This is a genomic window from Cryobacterium sp. TMT2-14 (assembly GCF_004402465.1).
Lineage (GTDB): Bacteria > Actinomycetota > Actinomycetes > Actinomycetales > Microbacteriaceae > Cryobacterium > Cryobacterium sandaracinum.
Genome location: NZ_SOFV01000023.1, coordinates 1 through 18,132, shown reverse-complemented (window position 1 = coordinate 18,132; position 18,132 = coordinate 1). Strand labels below are relative to the sequence as shown.

18 protein-coding genes are annotated in these 18,132 nt (G+C 68.8%); 8 read left to right on the top strand and 10 right to left on the bottom strand.

Annotation, left to right across the window (positions count from 1 at the left end; translation table 11 throughout):
- Positions 1–496: 496 nt before the first annotated feature.
- The 4 genes from nagA to E3O28_RS17240 all read right to left on the bottom strand — a co-directional run bounded on the left by nagA (position 497) and on the right by E3O28_RS17240 (position 4,586).
- Complete coding sequence (gene nagA, locus E3O28_RS09285) at positions 497–1,651, bottom strand: N-acetylglucosamine-6-phosphate deacetylase (RefSeq protein ID WP_241973077.1); 1,155 nt, start codon at positions 1,649–1,651, stop codon at positions 497–499.
- 67 nt (positions 1,652–1,718) lie between these two features.
- Positions 1,719–2,504: a glucosamine-6-phosphate deaminase gene (gene nagB / locus E3O28_RS09280; RefSeq protein WP_104099480.1), complete on the bottom strand. Its 786-nt coding sequence runs from the start codon at positions 2,502–2,504 to the stop codon at positions 1,719–1,721.
- A 31-nt stretch (positions 2,505–2,535) separates the two neighbouring features.
- Positions 2,536–3,780, bottom strand: a complete 1,245-nt coding sequence (locus E3O28_RS09275; protein ID WP_104099479.1) for a PTS transporter subunit EIIC — start codon at positions 3,778–3,780, stop codon at positions 2,536–2,538.
- Between the two features lie 56 nt (positions 3,781–3,836).
- The gene (locus E3O28_RS17240) at positions 3,837–4,586 is read right to left on the bottom strand and encodes a GntR family transcriptional regulator (protein WP_134401103.1); all 750 of its coding nucleotides are present in this window, start codon (positions 4,584–4,586) and stop codon (positions 3,837–3,839) included.
- A gap of 171 nt (positions 4,587–4,757) precedes the next feature.
- On the opposite strand from E3O28_RS17240, the gene E3O28_RS09265 reads away from it, so the two are divergent.
- Together E3O28_RS09265 and E3O28_RS09260 are read left to right on the top strand one after the other, a co-directional pair.
- The gene (locus E3O28_RS09265) at positions 4,758–5,030 is read left to right on the top strand and encodes a PTS glucose/sucrose transporter subunit IIB (RefSeq protein WP_255408595.1); all 273 of its coding nucleotides are present in this window, start codon (positions 4,758–4,760) and stop codon (positions 5,028–5,030) included.
- Positions 5,027–5,527, top strand: coding sequence for a PTS glucose transporter subunit IIA (locus E3O28_RS09260; protein WP_104099477.1), 501 nt, complete (start codon positions 5,027–5,029; stop codon positions 5,525–5,527). Before E3O28_RS09265 ends, E3O28_RS09260 begins: the two co-directional genes overlap by 4 nt.
- On the opposite strand, the gene E3O28_RS17235 is transcribed toward E3O28_RS09260, so the two are convergent.
- Both E3O28_RS17235 and E3O28_RS09250 read right to left on the bottom strand, forming a co-directional pair.
- Positions 5,517–5,645 carry a hypothetical protein gene (locus E3O28_RS17235; protein ID WP_277870375.1) on the bottom strand — a complete coding sequence of 43 codons (129 nt, stop codon included), beginning with the start codon at positions 5,643–5,645 and terminating at the stop codon, positions 5,517–5,519. The two genes, E3O28_RS09260 and E3O28_RS17235, sit on opposite strands and share 11 nt — an antisense overlap.
- An 82-nt stretch (positions 5,646–5,727) precedes the next feature.
- Positions 5,728–6,378 (bottom strand): cob(I)yrinic acid a,c-diamide adenosyltransferase, encoded by a 651-nt coding sequence (locus E3O28_RS09250; RefSeq protein WP_104099476.1) that lies wholly within the window; start codon positions 6,376–6,378, stop codon positions 5,728–5,730.
- Between the two features lie 137 nt (positions 6,379–6,515).
- Between E3O28_RS09250 and E3O28_RS09245 the strand changes: the two genes are divergently transcribed.
- A complete protein-coding gene (locus E3O28_RS09245) occupies positions 6,516–8,225 on the top strand; it encodes a BCCT family transporter (protein ID WP_134415692.1) in 1,710 nt (569 codons plus the stop codon).
- A gap of 28 nt (positions 8,226–8,253) precedes the next feature.
- Here E3O28_RS09245 and E3O28_RS16970 read toward each other — a convergent pair whose 3' ends face one another.
- The 3 genes from E3O28_RS16970 to E3O28_RS09230 form a co-directional block, all read right to left on the bottom strand.
- Positions 8,254–9,870, bottom strand: a complete 1,617-nt coding sequence (locus E3O28_RS16970) for an ADP-ribosylglycohydrolase family protein (protein ID WP_241973076.1) — start codon at positions 9,868–9,870, stop codon at positions 8,254–8,256.
- Positions 9,871–10,211: 341 nt separating this feature from the next.
- Positions 10,212–11,792: a GGDEF domain-containing protein gene (locus tag E3O28_RS09235; RefSeq protein ID WP_134342783.1), complete on the bottom strand. Its 1,581-nt coding sequence runs from the start codon at positions 11,790–11,792 to the stop codon at positions 10,212–10,214.
- Positions 11,789–11,980 (bottom strand): hypothetical protein, encoded by a 192-nt coding sequence (locus tag E3O28_RS09230; RefSeq protein ID WP_134415691.1) that lies wholly within the window; start codon positions 11,978–11,980, stop codon positions 11,789–11,791. The genes E3O28_RS09235 and E3O28_RS09230 overlap by 4 nt, the downstream gene beginning before the upstream one ends.
- A 174-nt stretch (positions 11,981–12,154) precedes the next feature.
- Here E3O28_RS09230 and E3O28_RS09225 point away from each other — a divergent pair, with 174 nt between their 5' ends.
- Positions 12,155–12,439, top strand: coding sequence for a glutaredoxin family protein (locus E3O28_RS09225; protein WP_134374113.1), 285 nt, complete (start codon positions 12,155–12,157; stop codon positions 12,437–12,439).
- Between the two features lie 62 nt (positions 12,440–12,501).
- Here the strand turns inward: E3O28_RS09225 and E3O28_RS09220 are convergent, their stop codons facing one another.
- Complete coding sequence (locus E3O28_RS09220) at positions 12,502–13,389, bottom strand: hypothetical protein (protein WP_134415690.1); 888 nt, start codon at positions 13,387–13,389, stop codon at positions 12,502–12,504.
- A 185-nt stretch (positions 13,390–13,574) separates the two neighbouring features.
- On the opposite strand from E3O28_RS09220, the gene E3O28_RS09215 reads away from it, so the two are divergent.
- The 4 genes from E3O28_RS09215 (at position 13,575) to E3O28_RS09200 (ending at position 18,089) form a co-directional block, all read left to right on the top strand.
- Positions 13,575–14,621 carry a sigma-70 family RNA polymerase sigma factor gene (locus E3O28_RS09215; protein ID WP_134415689.1) on the top strand — a complete coding sequence of 349 codons (1,047 nt, stop codon included), beginning with the start codon at positions 13,575–13,577 and terminating at the stop codon, positions 14,619–14,621.
- A 474-nt stretch (positions 14,622–15,095) separates the two neighbouring features.
- On the top strand, positions 15,096–16,070 hold the full coding sequence (locus E3O28_RS09210; protein WP_104099468.1) for a ring-cleaving dioxygenase: 975 nt from the start codon (positions 15,096–15,098) through the stop codon (positions 16,068–16,070).
- An 8-nt stretch (positions 16,071–16,078) separates the two neighbouring features.
- Positions 16,079–16,783, top strand: coding sequence for an alpha/beta hydrolase (locus tag E3O28_RS09205; protein WP_134415688.1), 705 nt, complete (start codon positions 16,079–16,081; stop codon positions 16,781–16,783).
- A 7-nt stretch (positions 16,784–16,790) separates the two neighbouring features.
- Positions 16,791–18,089 (top strand): maleylacetate reductase, encoded by a 1,299-nt coding sequence (locus E3O28_RS09200; RefSeq protein ID WP_241973075.1) that lies wholly within the window; start codon positions 16,791–16,793, stop codon positions 18,087–18,089.
- The last annotated feature ends 43 nt before the right edge of the window (positions 18,090–18,132 follow it).

The window sequence follows — 18,132 nt, the reverse complement described above, 5'->3', positions numbered from 1 at the left end:
ATCCGTCACCTCGCCCAGCAGCCGGAAGGCAATGTGCCAGCGCTGCCCGTAGAGCACCACGTCGATCGGCTGCCCGGGTGCCAGTTCCACGAGCTGGCCGTCGCCGAGCTCGGTGAGGCATTGTTGCTCGGGCAGCAGCCCCCAACCGAGGCCGAGCGCCACCGCGCGGGCGAAGTCAGCCGAAGTGGGATGTGGTGGCGCGGGACATCCGCGCTCAGTGAACCTTTGTTCAGGAGCCCTCCGCTCAGGAGCCCTCTGTTCAGCCTGCGCGAACCAATTCGACGGAGATTTTGCCTGAAACGACCGAAAATGGGCCTCCCAGGCACTTTTTCATGAGAATCTCCGTCGAATTCGTTCGGGGCTTGGCGAAGGAACGGCAGCGGGAGCGGACGGGAGCGGACGGGAGCGAACGGGACCCGGACGAGGACGGGAGAGGGTGGGACCCGGACGGGGGAGGGCGGGCGGGAGCGGGTGCGGCTTTGGAGGGGAGCGGGTTCTACTCCGCGCACCACACCCCGGCCTGCATCGTCGCCGTGACGCATAGGCCCGCGTCGAGCACGATCAGGTCGGCGCGGAGGCCGGCGGCGAGCCGACCGCGGTCGGGGAGGCCGATCATGTCGGCCGGGTTCTGGGTGGCCGCCCGCACCGCGACGGCCAGCGGCACTCCGGCGGTGTGCACGGCGTAGCGCACGGCTTCGCTCAGGGTGAGCACGCTGCCGGCGATCGTGCCGTCGGCCAGGCGCGCCACGCCGTCAGCGACGCTCACGTCGAGGCCGCCGAGCTTGTAGGCGCCGTCGTCCGCGCCGGCGGCGGCCATGGCATCCGTGACGAAGACGGGCCGCGACGGGCTTTCGATGATGAACCGCACGACGGCCGGGTGCAGGTGCACGCCGTCGGCGATGAGCTCGGCGAAGACGTTCGGGTCTTCAAGCAGGGCGAGAGCCGGGCCGGGCTCACGCTGGTGGATCTGCCGCATCGCGTTGAATACGTGCGTGCCGGCCGTGGCCCCCGCCGCGATCGCCTGCCGCGTCAGGTCGTAGTTCGCGTCGGTGTGCCCGATCGCGGCCACGGCCCCGTGGCCCGCGATCTGCGTCACGGCCGCTAGCCCGCCCTCAAGTTCAGGCGCGATGGTGACCATGCGCACGGTGCCTCGTCCCGCCCGCATCAACCGGTCGACGGTCTCAGTATCAGGCTCGCGCAACAAGCTCTCGTCGTGGGCCCCGCGGTGAGCCGGACTCAGCCACGGGCCCTCCAGGTGAATGCCGGCCAGCACTCCCCGTTCGACCAGCCCGGCCAGGGCTGCCACAGTGCGCTCGAATTCGTCGAGGGGACCGGTGACGAGACTGGCCATCATCGTGGTCGTGCCGTGGGCCCGGTGGGTCGCGGTGATCCGCGCCACGGCTGCGTCGGTGTCGGCGTCGTTGAAGCTGCTGCCGCCGCCGCCGTGCGTGTGGATGTCGACGTAGCCGGGCGCCAGGGTGCTCTGCTCGAAGACCTGGTCGGGAGGGCGGGGCGGCTCCCCCGCGCCGCAGGCCACAATCAGCCCCGCACGGATGTCTACCCACCCCGGCGTGTGCACCGCATCGGGTGCGATCACGGCCCGGGCAGCGAGGAGCATCGAGTCGACCTGGATGGGTGCGGGCGGGGTCATGAGGGTGTCTCCAGGAGTCAGCGAGTTGCAGGGAACGGGGGTCGGGGTCGAGTCAGGGAGTGCTGCGTCAGATCCCCTGCCAGGCGTGCTTGTTGGCCCAGGCGTACTTGTAGTAGGCGAGGTTCTCGAGCCGGGAGGCGGCGGCCTCGTCGACGATGACCGTCACATGCGGGTGCAGCTGGATGACGGATCCCGGCTTGCTCGACGTGATTGGTCCCTCGACGGCGGCGGCGATGGCATCCGCTTTCTCCTCGCCGAAGGCCAGCAGAATGAGGTGCCGGGCCCGCAGAATGGTGCCCAGACCCTGCGTCATGCAATGGATCGGCACGTCGTCGGGGGATGCGAAGAACCGCGCGTTGTCGACGCGGGTCTTCTCGGCGAGGGTCTTGATTCGCGTGATCGACGCGAACGACGACCCCGGCTCGTTGAACCCGACGTGCCCGGTGCGGCCGATGCCGAGAATCTGCACGTCGATGCCGCCGGCGGCGCGAATGGCTGCCTCGTAGTCGACGCCCGCGGTCTCGATCGTGGCCAGATCGCCGTTCGGCACCTGGATGTTCTCGGGGGTGAGGCCGATCGGCACGACGGCGTCGCGGGTGATCACGGAGCGGTAGCTTTCCGGGTGGTCGGCGGGCAGGCCGACGTATTCGTCCAGTGCGAAGCCGCGCACCCGGGAGACGTCCATCGGGTTCTCCGCCAGGGAGGCGGCGAGCGCCGCATAGACCGAGAGCGGGGTCGAGCCGGTGGCCAGGCCCAGCACCGCGTCGGGCTTCTGGGTGATCAGTGCGCGAATGGATGCCGCCGCGAGCGTTCCCGCCGCGGCCTTACTGTCAACAAAAACTACTTCAGCCATTTTTCGTACTCCAGATTCTGGATTGTGTGGACTAGACCGACGTCGAGGAGGCGGAGTCCGGCGCACTGGCGTCGGGCACCTCGTCGTCGCCGCGGCCGGGGGTCTTCAGATTCCACTTGCGGATCACGAAGCGGAACAGGAAGTAGTAGATCGCGCCATACGCCAGTCCGATCGGGATGAGCAGAAGCGGCTTCTCGGCGAGGCCGAAGTTGAGCACGTAATCGAACAGACCCGCGCTGAAGCTGAAACCGTCGCGGATACCCAGTGCGTTCACCAGGGCCATCGACGTTCCGGTGAGGAAGGCGTGGATGACGAAGAGGGGGAACGCCACGAACATGAACGAGAACTCCAGGGGCTCGGTGACGCCGGTGAGCATGGCGGTGAGGGCACCGGAGAGCATGATGCCACCGACGATCTTCTTTTGGGTCGGCTTCGCCTCATGCCAGATGGCCAGGGCTCCAGCGGGCAGGGCGAACATCATGATCGGGAAGAACCCGGTCATGAAGGTTCCGGCGGTGGGGTCGCCGGCGAAGAACCGCGCGATATCGCCGCTGGCGCCGTTGTAGTCGCCGATCACGAACCACACCACGGAGTTGAGGATGTGGTGCAGCCCCACGGGGATGAGCAGCCGGTTGGTGGTGCCGTACAGGAAGCCGCCCCAGATGTCGTTGGAGGTGACGACATCGCCGAAGGCAGTCAATCCGCCGGCGAAGGCCGGGTAGACGAAGCTGAGCAGAACACCGAGTGCGAGCGCCACCACGGCGGTGATGATCGGGACGAAGCGTCGACCACCGAAAAAGGCGAGGTAGCTGGGCAAGGAGATGCGGTGATATTTCTGCCAGAGCACCGCAGAGACGATACCCATCAGGATGCCGCCGAGCACGCTGTAATCGACGAGAACCTGGGGGTCACCCTTGGCCGGCAGCCCCAGTACGAGAGGCGACATCGCCTCACCGACCTTGGAGAAGACGAGATAGCCGACCACGGCCGCGAGGGCGGTCGAGCCATCGGACTTCTTCGCGAAGCCGATCGCGACGCCGACCGCGAAGAGCAACGGGAGGGCCCCGAACAGCGCCCCGCCCGCCGAGGCGATGACGGCTCCGCCCGTTTCGAAGCCCGGAATGGCGCCGAGCAGGTCAGGCTGACCGATGCGGAGAAGCAGCCCGGCGGCAGGCAACGCCGCGATGGGCAACATAAGGCTGCGGCCGACTCGCTGAGCCTGGCCCAGGCCCGGTATTTTTCGTCGCGTCCCGGCGTCTTCGGTGATGCTGGACATGAATTCCTCCTGTGATGGGTGTGGTGTGTGGGCCCGGCTTCATGCCGGGCCGGAGATCAGAGCTGGTGCCGGAGATTCAGGGTCATGTGAATCTGGTAGCGATCACCGCGGTACCAGGACGTGACGTACTCGATGGCGGCTGACCCCGCCGACGAGGTGCGCCGGAAGACGATGAGCGGCGCCCCCGCGGTGACGCCCAGCGTCTCCGCGAGTTGGGGACCGGCAGCATCCGCCCAGACCGCCTGCTCGGCGTTGTCGATGCGCAGGCCGTATTCGGTCGCGAACGTCGCGTACAGGGAGCGGGTGAGGTCTTGCTCGCCAAGATTCGGCAGCAGCTCCGCCGGATAGTAGCCGCGTTCGAGGGCCATCGGGGTGCCGCCGGCCAGCCGGAGCCGTTCGACGACCTGCACCCGGGCGCCCGCGCCCAGACCGAGTGCCGCCCGCACATCGAGCGGTGCCTCGATCAGCGCGGTGGCCAGCAGGAGTGTTGCCGGAACAAGGCCGCGGCGGCGCATGTCCTCGGTGAAGGAGGCCAGGTGCAGATCGCTCTGCACGCGCTCGCCCGCCACGAAGGTGCCTTTGCCCTGGATGCGGTAGAGCAGACCCTCCTCGACCAGCTGACGGATGGCCTCCCGCACGGTCGACCGGCTGACGCCGTATTTCGCCATCAGCTTGCGCTCGGGCGCAATCGCGGCGTGTGGAGCCAGGGTCTCCTCGACCAGATCCTGCAGGATCGAGCGCAGCTGCGTTTGCTTGGACACCGGCCCGGCTGCGAGCATTGAACTCTCCTCCTGGGTCTGGCTCATGGCGTTGCCTTTCACTTGTTGATCGGTTCGGTCGGCGTCGAGCCCGAGTGGTGTAGTACCACTTCCACTGAGTGGTCCGTACTGGTACGATCCAATAGTTAGATCATGAAGGCAGGGCACCCCACTTGTCAACACCGAGTGCGGCCCGGGCCTTCGATCGAATCAAAGTCGATGAGCCCGTCGCAGTGCCCACCACAGAAGGAACAGAAGATGACTAGCAAAGCCGCGCAGATCCTGGCCGCCCTCGGCGGAAAAACCAACATCGTCGAAATCGAGGCGTGCATCACTCGCCTGCGCACCGAGGTGACCGACCCCGCGGCCGTGAACGAGGCGGCGCTCAAGGCCGCCGGAGCGCACGGTGTCTTCCGTTCCGGCACCATTGTGCAGGTCGTCGTGGGCCCCGAAGCCGACAACCTGGCCGAGGACATCGAGGACCTGCTATGAGCCCGGCCGCACCCGTGAGCGCCTCCGTGGTCGCCCCCGTCATCGTCCTTTCCCCTGTGCCCGGCCGCGCTGTGGCGCTCGCCGAGGTGCCCGACCCCACCTTCGCCCAGGCCATCGTGGGCCCGGGCGCCGCAATCGACCCGCCCCGCGGCGTGGTCGACGCCATCGCCCCGATCAGCGGCACGCTGCTCAAGGTATTCCCGCACGCCTACGTGATCGTCTCCCCCGACGGTCTGGGCGTGCTTGTGCATTTGGGTATCGACACCGTCGAACTGCACGGCGAGGGCTTCACCCTGCGCGCACAGCAGGGCGACCACGTCTCTGCCGGCGACATCATCGTCACCTGGGACGTGTCGGCCATCGAGGCCACCGGGCGCAACCCGATCGTGCCCGTGATCATCCTCGAACAGAAGGCGGAGAACATCACGCTGGCGGATGCCGTCACGGCCGGCGCCCAACTCGAGTCCGGCGATGTTTTCCTGACCGTCACCCGCTGAGCGTCCACCGCTGACCGTCGACCGCGGACGCATCCGCCGGGGGATTCATGGCGCTGGCGCTGGTACTGGTGCTGGTGCTGGTACTGGTGCTGGTGCTGGTACTGGTACTCGTGCTCATCGTGCTGCCGCTTGCGGCTCGCCTGCGGCCAGGTCGGAGGTTACGCGGGAGGCCGCGTCGCCGATCTCGGAGAGCAGCACCGTCAGGCGCCGCCGGCACCCGTTTCCGGACGGTCGTCGCCGACCTCTTCCTGCGCCATCGCCCGAGCCGAAGCCTCGGGCACCCACATCACGTCGCCGTGCTCGGCGTTGGCTCCCCGGGCCAGCACGAACATCAGGGACGACAGCCGGTTCAGGTACCGCGCGGTGAGCGGGTCGACGGAGGTCGGGTGCAGGTCGATGGCAACCCACACCGCTCGCTCGGCACGGCGCACGACGCCACGCGCCTGGTAGAGCAGTGCGGCTGCGACCGTTCCGCCGGGGAGCACGAAGCCGCTCAGGTCGGCGGCCTGCTGCGCAAAGTGATCGACGGCACGCTCGAGCCGGACAAGGTGCGACTCGCGGATGCGTGCCGGCGCCGACTCGGGGTCGTCGAGGGGCACGGACAGGTCGGCCACCAAATCGAACAGGTCGTTCTGCACGCTAGCGAGCGTACTGGTCACCTCGATGGGCAGGCCACCGGCAGCCATGGCCAAGCTGACGGCCGCGTTGGCCTCGTCGCAGGCTTCGTAGGCGGCGACACGCACGTCGGTCTTGGCCACGTCGCCGTGCCGGCCGAAGGTGGTGCGGCCGGAATCGCCCTTGCCGGTGTAGAGGGCCGGTTGGGCCGGTGCGAATTCTCCGAGGTCAGCCATAGCGGACACTATAGTAATCGCCGCGCCATCCGCGTAGCGTTTAGGCGAGCCGCAAGCAGTTTTCTTCTCGCACCTCCCGCGGCAGTGACGTGACGGGAACTGTCCGATCGACGGGTGTTCGATCACCGAGGAGCGATATGTCCAAGGATTCAGCAGATGGCATCGAGTCGGAACTCGGGGACGCGGTCAGTGAACCGCACCGAGAGGGCCTGGGCACCATCGACAAAACGGTTTTCGGCGTTTCCGCCGGCATCATCGTGGTGATCTGTCTGGTCGGGGTGCTGTTCACCGAGACCGTGGGCGACGTATCAGCATCCGTTCTCGGCTGGGTAACCGGCAACCTCGGCTGGTTGTTCATTCTCGGGGCGTCGGGCTTCGTCATCTTCTCGTTGGTGCTGGCCTTCGGGAGGTACGGCAGCATTCCGCTCTCCCGCGACGGGCAGAGCACCGAGTTCTCGACAGTCTCCTGGGTTTCCATGATGTTCAGTGCAGGCATGGGGATCGGGCTGATGTTCTTCGGCGTGTACGAGCCGGTCACCCACCTGGCGACGCCGCCGCCGTTCGTCGACGCACCGGCGAACAGCCCGGAGGCTGCCAACGCGGCCATGGCGTACACCTTCTTCCACTGGGGTCTGCATCCGTGGGCGATCTATTCGGTGGTCGGCTTGGCCCTGGCCTACTCCACCTACCGGATGGGCCGCGGCAACCTGATGAGCGCTCCGTTCCAGGCCCTGTTCGGCAAGGAACGGATCGAGGGCAAGGGCTGGGGCAAGCCGATCGACATCCTGGCGATCATCTGCACCCAGTTCGGTTCGGCGACGTCGCTCGGGCTGGGCGCACTGCAGATCGCGGCCGGTGTCTCACTGCTTCGTTCCGGGCAATTCGAGGAGGATCCCGGAACGGTCGTGCCGATCATCATTATCTGCGTGCTGACCGTGGGGGTCGTGTTCTCCGCGGCGAGCGGGGTGGCGAAAGGCATCAAGTGGTTGAGTAACACCAACATGGTGCTGTCGGCCCTACTCGTCGTGTTCGTCTTTGTGGTCGGCCCGACTGTCTTCATCCTGAACCTGTTGCCGTCGTCGATCGGCGTCTATCTGGCCGATCTCGTACCGATGAGCTTCCACTCGGCGGTGTTCGGCGGCGAGGAGTGGCTGGCGAGCTGGACGATCTTCTACTGGGCGTGGTGGATCTCCTGGACCCCGTTCGTGGGCACCTTCATCGCCCGGATCTCCCGCGGCCGCACCATACGTGAGTTCATTCTCGGCGTGCTTCTGGTGCCGACGGGGGTCAGCATCCTGTGGTTCGTCGTCTTCGGCGGCATGGGGTTGAACCTGCAGCTGAACGGTGTCGACATCGCCGGCACCGGCAGTGCGGCGGCCGGCTTCTTCGCGGCGTTGCAGCAGTATCCGTTCTTCATCGGCTCGGCTCTCGTAGTGATGGTGCTCACCGCCGTGTTCTTCGTCAGCGGGGCGGATGCGGGCGCTCTCGTGCTCGGGACGCTGTCAAGTCGCGGTCGTAAGGAGCCCTGGAAGCCGCTGGTGATCCTCTGGGCGATCCTCACCGGCGCCGTCGCTGCGGTTCTGCTGTTCGTGGGCGGGCTGGGTGCCCTGCAGACGTTCACCATCCTGGCGGCGACCCCGTTCGTTCTGATCATCATCGGGCTGTGCGTGTCGCTCTATGTGGATCTGCGTCGTGACCCGTTGCGCCAGCGCACCGTCGGGCCGGTGCGCACCTCCTCGGAGGCGCTGGGCGCGGTCCCGTTCACGAATGCGACCGCGGAGAGCATCGACCTGGGCGTGCAACCGGATGCCGCGTCTCCCCTCGACCCGGATGGCCATCGGCCCTGAGACCGGCTTGTTTTTGCAGGCCGATCGCTCACGCCTCGGATTTAAGCGCCTGCAGGAACGCGGTGTTCGGATGCGCGTGCGGCAGGACATCCGTCACCTCGCGCAGCGCCTGCTCGATCGGGATCCCCCGGTGTCTCGCAGCGTAGAGCGCACCAACCGCGGGCGTGCGACTGACCGCTTGCACGCAGTGCACGAGCACGGTGCGTCCCTCGGCGCGCAGGGCCGCGATGACATCGACGGTGTCCGTGAGCACGAAGTCGAGGTTGGGGTTGGCCTTCTCTGCTGGCTCGTCGATCAGCCAGACCGCAACCTTGTTCTCCGCACGGATGCGGCCGGGAACCTGTGTGCGGCCGACCCGGCAGAGCGACACGACGGCGTCGATTTCCACCGGCAGGTCACCCAGGATGCCGATCGCACCGAGCCAGACACCATCGTCGTGCGGGTGCCGCACGAAGGTGGAAATGTCGCCGGAGGTGGAGTAGGGCAGGTGATCGGCGGTAGGCCAGGTGGTGGCGGCACGGTCTTTGCGGGACCGACGGTCGAGTACGGCCACGTCGCGGCGCTTGACTGCACCAGGCTCGTTCCGGTCGGTGCTGGCCCGGTCTCGGCGCTCGGCCAGCACCGGGGACCCCGACACGCTCGACCATCGGGATCGCCCACCGTTCGCGCGGGCGGCCAGCACACCGCGGCGCACCAGTTCGTCGGCGCGCAATCCGCCCGGCCAGCCGTGCACGATGCGGCGCCAGGCGGCCGGCACCGCGGATGCGCCATAGCGCGCCCCGAGCAGCCCGCCGGCGATCGCGGCGACCGTGTCGGTGTCGCGGCCGCCGCGCACGGCGATCTCGAGGGCGTCCTGCAGGTGCCCGGCGGGGGTGGCGGAGACGGTTCCCGCGCCGGAAGCGCCACCCGGCGCGCTCCGTGGCTGAATGATCGCCGACCAGGCCGCCTGCAGCGCCTCCACGACCCAGCCGTTCCGGCTGAAGTCGGAGGGAACGCCGGCCTCGGCCACGACGAAGCGCGCCTCCCAGAGCGCGCGGCGGTCGGCGGGCAGGGCGTCAAGGCCGACCCGAACGTCGAGGGTGCCCTCGAGCACCGCGTGCCGAATGGCCAGGCACCAGAGCACGCAGGCGTCGCCGGCATCCGTTTCATAATGGGTGAGCGTGCTGATCGTGCGGGCGACGCCGGCGAGCGCCACCGGGTCGTCGAGGTAGGCGAGCGCCACGGGCGCCGTGCGCATGAGCGAACCGTTGCCGCCGCTGCGGCCGTGCCGGTCGTGATGGGCACGGGCGACGACGCGCACCGCGGATGCCGTGGGCTCGGTTCGGGAGAGCACCGCGCGCAGCTGGTTGCCCACGTCCGGTGCCGTGCGGGCCCACTCGACCCAGGCAGCCACGATCTCGTCGAGCACGGCCTCGTCGCGGAGGTCCTGACCGGCCGCGATCGCGTTGACGATCGGCACGGCCATGGAGGTGTCGTCGGTCCACTCTCCGGGAGCCCAATCGAACCCGCCGCCGCCCCTCATCGTAACCACGGCGTCGCTCGCGAGCGGCGGGCCGAACTCGTAGCCGGCGCCGAGGGCGTCGCCACAGGCCATGCCCAGCAGAACGCCGGCGGCGCGGTCCAGTTGTGCGGACGTCAGTTTCAAGCGTTTCCCCCGTGCAATCGTGCGATCGTGCAGTCAATGAAGTCGGGCTCCGGCTGGCCCGTTTTCCGGGCCCCCCGAGGCACAAACCCCCACGTCGAGCCTACGGGCGAAACGCCGCATCCGTCGCCGCCGCATTCGAGGGTCAGTGCCGGCCGTGAATCGGGGGGGTCGTTCGTTTCCCCGCCCACGGCCCTGCAGCACCTCCGCCCCTAACGAATTCGACGGAGACTTTGCCCATAAACCCTGTTTTCGGCCTCAAACCGACCCTTTCGGCAAAATCTCCGTCGAATTGGTTCAAGGCCGGGCACGGCGCTCTGAATGGGGGGGGGGCTCCTCGGGTTCTACGCCGCCGACAGCACCACGGCGGTAACCATCTGGTCCCGGCCGGAATCCTTGGCCTGGTAGAGGGCCGCGTCGGCGCGCGCGAGCCAGTCCGCCACGGTCTCGCCCGGGGAGAGTTCGGCCAGGCCGACGCTCACAGTGCAGGCCAGATCGGGCGCCAGGGCACCCCAGTGGTAGCCGCGAACGGAGGCCAGCAGGCGCTCGCACGCCTGCTCGGCACACTCCAGGGTGGTGTCGGCGAAAACGAGCAAGAACTCCTCGCCGCCCACGCGCACGGCCATATCACTGTCCCGGGTGACGGCGCGCAACAGGGTGGCCATGGCGTTCAGCACCTCGTCGCCGGTGGCGTGCCCGTGCTCGTCGTTGACCCGCTTGAAGTGGTCCATGTCGATCATGGCCACGCAGATCGGTTGCCGGGTGTCACGGGAGCGGCCCATCAGGGGCGGCAGCTGGCGGTCGAGCGCCCGGCGATTGGGCAGTCGGGTCAGCGGGTCGGTGTTCGCCTGGTGGTCCAGATCGTCGGCACGGATGCGCAGCCGTGCCGCATCGAGCTGCGACCGCTCCGCCTCGTGGCGGGCCTGCTCGATCCCCAGGGTGTTGATCAGCATCTGGGACTGGATGCCGGCCGTCTCGGTCGTGCGTTTCAGGATCAGGGCGTGCAGCTTCTCGAAGTGCCCGAGCGCCTGCTCGAACCGGCCGGACTCCTTGTGCATCTCGAACAAGGCCTGCTGCAGCTTGATGTGCAGAGCCGGATCGTCGTCGAGGGCGGCGACCAGCAGCTGGGCGTTCATCATCGCGGTTGCCCCATCGAGGTCACCCTCGGCCCTGGCCACCTCGGCCAACTGCGCGTCGTTGTTCTCCTCGAGACTGCGGAACCCGTGCGCCTTCGCCAGACGGCGGGCCCGGCCGGCCTGCTCGCGGGCCTCTTCGTGCTCGCCGAGTTCGATCAGGATGCTGACCAGGTTGGTGCGGGCGATGCTCTCGTAGAAGTTGTGCCGTTGGGCGTGGGCCACGGCCACGGCCTCCCGCACGAGCAGGAGGGCCTGCTTCAGGCCCATCTCCACGTTCATGCCCTGGGCGCTCTGCCTCTGAGCCTGGATCAGGCAGGTGTCACCGAGGTTGTTGAGACCCACGAACCGCGCCTCGGGGTCATCGATCGTGCGCGTGAGGCCCAGCGCCTGCCGCCCCAGTTCGAGCGCCCGTTCGGACTCGCCCATGCCCTCGTGCACCATCGACGAACGGCTGAGCGCCCAGAATTCGGCCAGGGCGCTGCCACTGCCGCGGGCCGTCTCCACTGCCGCGAGCACGTGGCGCAGCGCCGGTTCGTAGAGCCCCGTGTCGCTGTAGGCCAGCACCAGGGTGCAGTGCACCTTGGACTGCCGCAGCAGATCGCCGGTGCCGTCCAGGAACTCCAGCGCCAACAGTCCCTGCTGAACGGACGCCTCATAGTCGCCCAGTCGCAGCCGATGCAGCGCCAGCAGTTCACGGGCCTGCGCCTGCTGCAGCAGCGTCGCGCCGGCCCGGGCCAGCACCGCCTCGGCCTGCCCGACACCGTCGAGATGGCTCCCGCTCGCGCTCAATCGCTCGCAGTCGGCGAGGAGGTCGTCGATCGAGGATTCTGGCGCTGGTTCTGGCGCTGGTTCTGGCGCTGGTTCTGGCGCTGGTTCTGGCGCTGGTTCTGGCGCTGGTTCTGGCGCCGGCGCTGCGTGAGGCGCTGCTGGTCGTGGCAGGTCGATGGCCGGTTGTCCCCCTGAGTCTTGTGCGGCATCCTGGTCTGAATGCATGTTCAGTCCCCCAACTGTTCGTGCTCAGACTGAACCTAGCAGTCGGCCTGCCTCAAAAACCCGGTTCTCGAGGGCATCGACGATGGCCCTCTGCCCCAAAACGAGGCGCACGCACGCCGACCCGCGGGGCACTCAGGGTGCCGACCTAGGATGAGTTCATGACCGACCTCGCCGCTCCCCCTGTTTCCGACGCCCAGCGCCTGACCGTGTTCGGGGCGGAGTGGTGCGGCGACTGCCGCCGCTCGAAGAAACTGCTCGATACGCTGAACGTCGACTACGATTACGTCGACCTCCTGCTCGTGGGGGACGGCGCCGACCGTGCCCACGCGATCAGCGGCCGCACCCAGATCCCGGTGATCCTGTTCCCGGACGGCACCCACGTGGTGGAGCCCAGCGATTCGACTCTGCACGCGAAGTTGACCCAGCTCGGCAGCATCCGCTAACCGGCTCGCTCGCCCTCTCCGCAGCGGAGGCCGGCTCGCCTGCCCGAGTGCCCGCGCCCGATTCAGGGGAAGTAGTCGGCGAGCACGCGCGCGGTCACGAGCGCGAGCTTGCGGTCGAGCCGCTCATACAGGGGCATCAGTGCCGTGGCGCCCGAGGTCGTGTGCACCACCCCGGCAGAGTCGAAGATCGCGATCGGCTCAAGGTCGCGCAGCAGCGCCCAGAACGGCTGGTAGAAGTACACGCTGCGACCGCCCGCCTCGAACTCATCGAGGGTCATCGCGACATACTCGGCCCGCGCCCGGACGGTGGAGGGAAAGTCGCGGAAGAACTCGCATCCGGGGTTTTCCGGATCTTCGTCGTGCAGCATGGGCGCCGGAACCGCGTACCACTCGTACCGGTCGTTGGTCGCGGTGGCCAGCGCGCTGGCGATCACCCGGTAGGTCAGCGCCCGGGCGGACGTGGCCGGTGTGGTCTTCGGGATGCCGAGTCCGGTCGCCACCTCGATGCGCTTGACGATCGTGTGCGGGTTGAGCGTGGCCAGCATCTGGATCCAGCTGATTTTCTGCACCACCCCGTTGACCAGGAATTTGCAGCCGCCCTCGAGGTCCCACTGCACGCTCATGCCGTCCTGCTCGTCATGCACGATCAGGAGGCGGTCGGCCTCGTCGACCTCCACCCCGGAGATGCGGAGATGCGGATGCCGCCGCACCAGTTCGCTCGCGATCCACCACATCTGGGCGGTGAGGAAGCGGTCCGCCGGCGGGTGGTAGACCTCGTAGCCGTCGACCTCGCTCTCGCTGACGCCGCCACTGTCGCCGCTGTCACCACCGCTGTCGCCACCGCTGTCGCCGCCGCTATCACCGCTGTCGTCACCGCTGCCGCCGCCGCTGTCGCCGTCACGGCCGGGCAGAAAGTTCTCGCCGGAATCGTTTGACTCTGCATCACTCATAGTCGCGTCCCTCCACTCGATGCGGCTCTGCCCGCTCATCATCGTCGATCCGGGCCCCGAGCGAAACTCCCCGTTCGAGGTCGGTCGGCGCACGGGGTTCCTGCACAGCCGGACCCGTGCGGTGATTCTGCACACGCTGTGTCGGCCCCAAGGTCCCGACCCCGGCCCGCGCCTACGGTACCGGCATGACCATCGCCGCGAGCCGTTCCCATTCCCGTCACCGCTTCTCCGCCGATTCCGTGGGCGCCTACCTGCACGAGATCGGCCGTGTGCCGCTCCTGACCAAGACGGATGAGATCGAGCTCGCCCAGCGCATCGAGGTCGGGCTGCTCGCAGCGGAGAGACTCTCACGGCTTTGGCCGGGTGCTTCCGGCGTGGGGGCCGCCGACCTCGGGGAGGAGCTCCGCTGGCTCGCGGCCGACGGCGGGCGGGCCATGAATCACCTGATCTGCGCGAATCTCCGGCTGGTGGTGTCCGTGGCCCGGCACTTTACCGGCCGCGGGCTCGACCTCCTCGACCTGATCCAGGAAGGCAATCTCGGCCTGATCCGGGCGGCCCCGCGTTTCGACCACACCCGCGGTTTCAAGTTCTCGACCTATGCCACCTGGTGGATCCGCCAGAGCATTCAACGCGCGCTGGCCGACCAGGCCCGAACCATCCGTCTCCCGGCCTACCAGGTCGAGGCGCTCACCGCCCTCAACCAGGTGCAGCACCGGCTGCGGCAGCAGTTCGGCCGCGACGGCACCATCGCGGAACTCGGCCAGGCCAGCGGGCTCACCACGCAACAGATTTTGACGCTGCGGAACCGCACCGGCCAGCCGCGGTCGATCGACGCCCCGGTCTGGGCCGACCTCGGCAGCGGCCTCGAGAACGTGCCCTTCGGCGACACCATTGCGGATGTCGCGGCGCTCGACCCGTGCGACGCCGCCGGCCGCACCCTCCTGCTGGAGCGCCTCGCCTGCCACCTCTCCCTCCTGCCCGACCGCGAAGCCAGCGTCCTGAGCATGCGGTACGGCCTCGGCGGCGACATCCCGAAGCCCCGGCGGGAGATCGGAGCGCACTTCGGTGTGTCCTACGACCGGGTGCGGCAGATCGAGCTGCAGGCCCTGGCCCGGCTGCGGTCTCCGTTGGCCTCCGGGCGGGTTCCCGGGGCGCGGGTCAGCGCCAGCGCGGAGACGGCGGAACGGGGCGGCGGCAGAATCGCGGCAGCATCCGTTTCTCGAAGTGCTTGACGGCGAATCCTCCGCGAGCGTAGCTTCAAACTGTTGCCCCGGACCCCGGCGACCGCACCGGAAAAGCCGACTGAGGGGGTTCGATGTTTGGGAACGCGGGTGCACAACCGCCGAAGGATGTCGACGGCCGGGATTTGATCTCCGAGGCGTCGTGCTCGGTTCCGCCGGGGCTGGCGTGTCCCGCTGAGAGCAGCATCTCCCTGGCGAACGACGATTCGGTCGGGAACTGGCTCGAGGACTTGCCGGAGCGTTCCTGGGATGTCGGCCCGGGAGAGTAGTCCCGTCGGCCCGGCCCGAGGCGGCCCGAGCGGCGCATTCGCCCTCGCGCGGGAGCTGCACGTGCCTGGGAATGAATCCACAGAAACATGTGTTTGCATAGAAGTCGGCATCACGCCGGACTGCGCAGCTCAGAAAGCGCATGCCAGACTCGACGCCAACAGCACACCGACCAGCTTCCCGCCAGAAAGGGACCCCGTGACTCCGCACACCTCCGGACTGCACCACGTCACCGCGATTGCCGGTGCACCGCAGCGCAACATCGACTTCTACGTGACCGGCCTCGGCCTGCGGCTCGTAAAGAAAACGGTTAACTTCGACGACCCCGGCACCTACCACCTCTATTACGGGGATGACGCGGGCCGCCCGGGTTCGCTGCTCACCTTCTTCCCCTGGACGGGCATCTCCAGCGGGCGCCCCGGCTCGGGCCAGTCCACGTCCACCGCTTTCTCGGTGCCGGCCGGCAGCCTCGGCTGGTGGGCCGGCCACTTCAGGCAACTCGGCGTCGAATCCGAATTCGTGCGCCGCTCCGCCGACGAGGAACGCCTCTCCCTGCGTGACCCCGACGGCCTGCAGCTGGACCTCGTGGCCTCGTCGACGGTTGATCCGCGCAATCCGTGGGACTCGGCATCTGTGCCCGCCGAGTACGCGGTGCGCGGCCAGCATTCCTCGGTACTCACCGTCGCCGACCCGACCGGCACCGTCGAGGTGCTCACCCGCGACCTCGGCATGCACGTGATCGAGGAGACAACCGACCGCATCCGGGTGGGTGCCGGCGACGGAGCCCCCGGCAACATCGTGGACATCCTCGCCGACCCGAACGGGCAGGTCGGCCTGACCGCCGGCGGCAGCGTGCACCACATCGCGTTCCGGGTGCCGGACAAGACCACGCAGGAGCAGTGGCGCCAGGAACTCGTCGCGCGCGGCTACGGCGTGACGGCGATCCTCGACCGGCAGTACTTCACGTCGATCTATTTTCGCGAGCCCGGCGGCGTCTTGTTCGAGATCGCGACGGACACCCCCGGCTTCGACATCGACGAGCCACTGCTGGAACTGGGCCGCTCGCTCAAGCTGCCGCCGTGGCTCGAGCCCAGCCGGGACCAGATCGAGCGCGCCGTCGTTCCGATCACCCTGCCGAGCGAGAACAACCCGGCCCTCGTCGCGGAGAAGTAGGACCCTCGATGACCGAGCAACGCGACTCCCCACAGACCGATCTCGACTGGGTGCACGTTTTCCGGGCGGGTTCGCCGACGGCATCCGGCGACTCGGGCCCGCCCGGCTCAGACCCCACGGATGTCTCCGCCCCCGTGCTGTTGATGCTGCACGGCACCGGCGGCGATGAGCAGGAGATCCTCACCCTTGCCGACGCGCTCGACCCCGGCGCGACCGTGCTCGCCCCGCGCGGTCGCGTCACCGAGGGCGGCATGCTGCGCTGGTTCCGCCGCCTCTCCGAGGGCGTGTTCGATGTCGAGGACGTGGTGCTGCGGGCCGGCGAACTGGCCGGTTTCATCGCCCGGGCCCGGCAGCACTACGACCTCGATGGGCGCCGCATTATCGCCGTGGGCTTCTCCAACGGGGCCAACATCGCCCTGGCCACGGCCCTGCTGCACCCCGACGTTCTCGACCGGGTCGTCGCGTTTTCCGGCATGTTCCCGCTCGACGATCGTGCGCTCGCCACGGACCTCGCCGACACGACGGTGCTGATGCTCAACGGACGCTCCGACTTGATGGCCCCGCTCGCGAGCGCCGACCGGGCCGTCGCCACCCTCATCGGGCGCGGCGCCCAGGTCGACCGCGAGCTGCGCGACGGAGGTCACGGCATCGCCGCCACGGATGTCGCCGCCGCCCGAGCCTGGCTGGCCCGCCCCATGCAGACCCGCGCGTAGGCGTGCCGTGAGGGAGCAGCCCGTCGGGCCGGGCCTCGATTTCGAGTATCGAACGCAGCGACAACGCGTGCTCTTCGGCACCGGGCGGGCCGGCGAGCTGCTCGGCGAGGTGCTCGGCAAGGTGCTCGGCGAGCAGCCGGCCACGGTGCAGGCCGGCGGCACCGTGCAGGCCGGCGGCACCGGCACCGGCACGGCGAGCGTGATCGCTACGGCGGGCACCTTGAGCGCCAGCGGCACTCCCGGCGCCCCGCGCGTGATGGTGATCGCGACCCGGCGGGAAATGGAGCGGTCCGCGGCGGTGCTCGCCGGCATCCGTTCGGTGCTGGTGTTCGATGAGGTCGTGCAGCACGTTCCGGCGGAGTCGGCCGAGCGCGCCCATCGGGCGGCCCAGGCGGCTCGCGTCGACGTGATCGTTGCCCTCGGCGGCGGGTCGGCGATCGGGTTGGCCAAGATTCTCGCGTTGCGCAGCGAGCGGACCGGCGGACTGCCGATCGTGGCGGTGCCCACCACCTATTCCGGTTCGGAGGCCACCGCGGTCTGGGGGCTGGTCGAAAACGGGGTGAAGACCACCGGGTTCGATCTGAGGGTCCTGCCCGGCACCGTGATCTACGACGCCGACCTCACGCTGTCCCTCCCTCGCGAGCTGAGCGTGTCCAGCGCGCTGAACGCCCTCGCCCACGGCGTCGACGCCCTCTGGGCCCCGGGCGCGAACCCGGTCAGCGCGCTGCTCGCCGCTGAGGGAATCCGAATGCTGGCCCACGCCCTGCCGCGAATCGCCGTGGCTCCCGGGGTCGGACCGCACACCGCGGAGGCGGCCGGCTCGGACACATCGGGGAGCGATCCGGTTCTGGGGGGCGGCGGCATCCACGGAGCCCTGGCCGCCCGGAAGGATGCCCTCTATGGCGCGTATCTGTCGGCGAGCGCGTTCTCCAGCGCCGGTTCGGGCCTGCATCACACGATCTGTCACGTGCTGGGCGGGACTTTCGGGCTGCCGCACGCGCAGACGCACGCCATCGTGCTGCCGCATGTGGTCGCCCTCAACGCGCCCGCCGCCACCGAGGCCGAGGCGCGGATAGCCGCCGCCCTGGGCTCGCGCACCGCCGTCGAAGGGTTACTCGCCCTGCGGGACAGCCTGCACGCACCGACTGCGCTGCGGGACTTCGGGTTTCAGGAGTCGGACATCGCCCGGGCCGTGGCACTGGTCCTGCCGGCCGTTCCCGCGTCGAACCCGCGCGCGGTCACCCCCGACGACCTGACTCTGCTGCTGCGGAATGCCTGGTCCGGCGCCGCCCCGGGCGGGCGCTAGCCGCTGAGCGGGCGGCGCGGCCGGGCGGGCGGGCGGCGCGGCC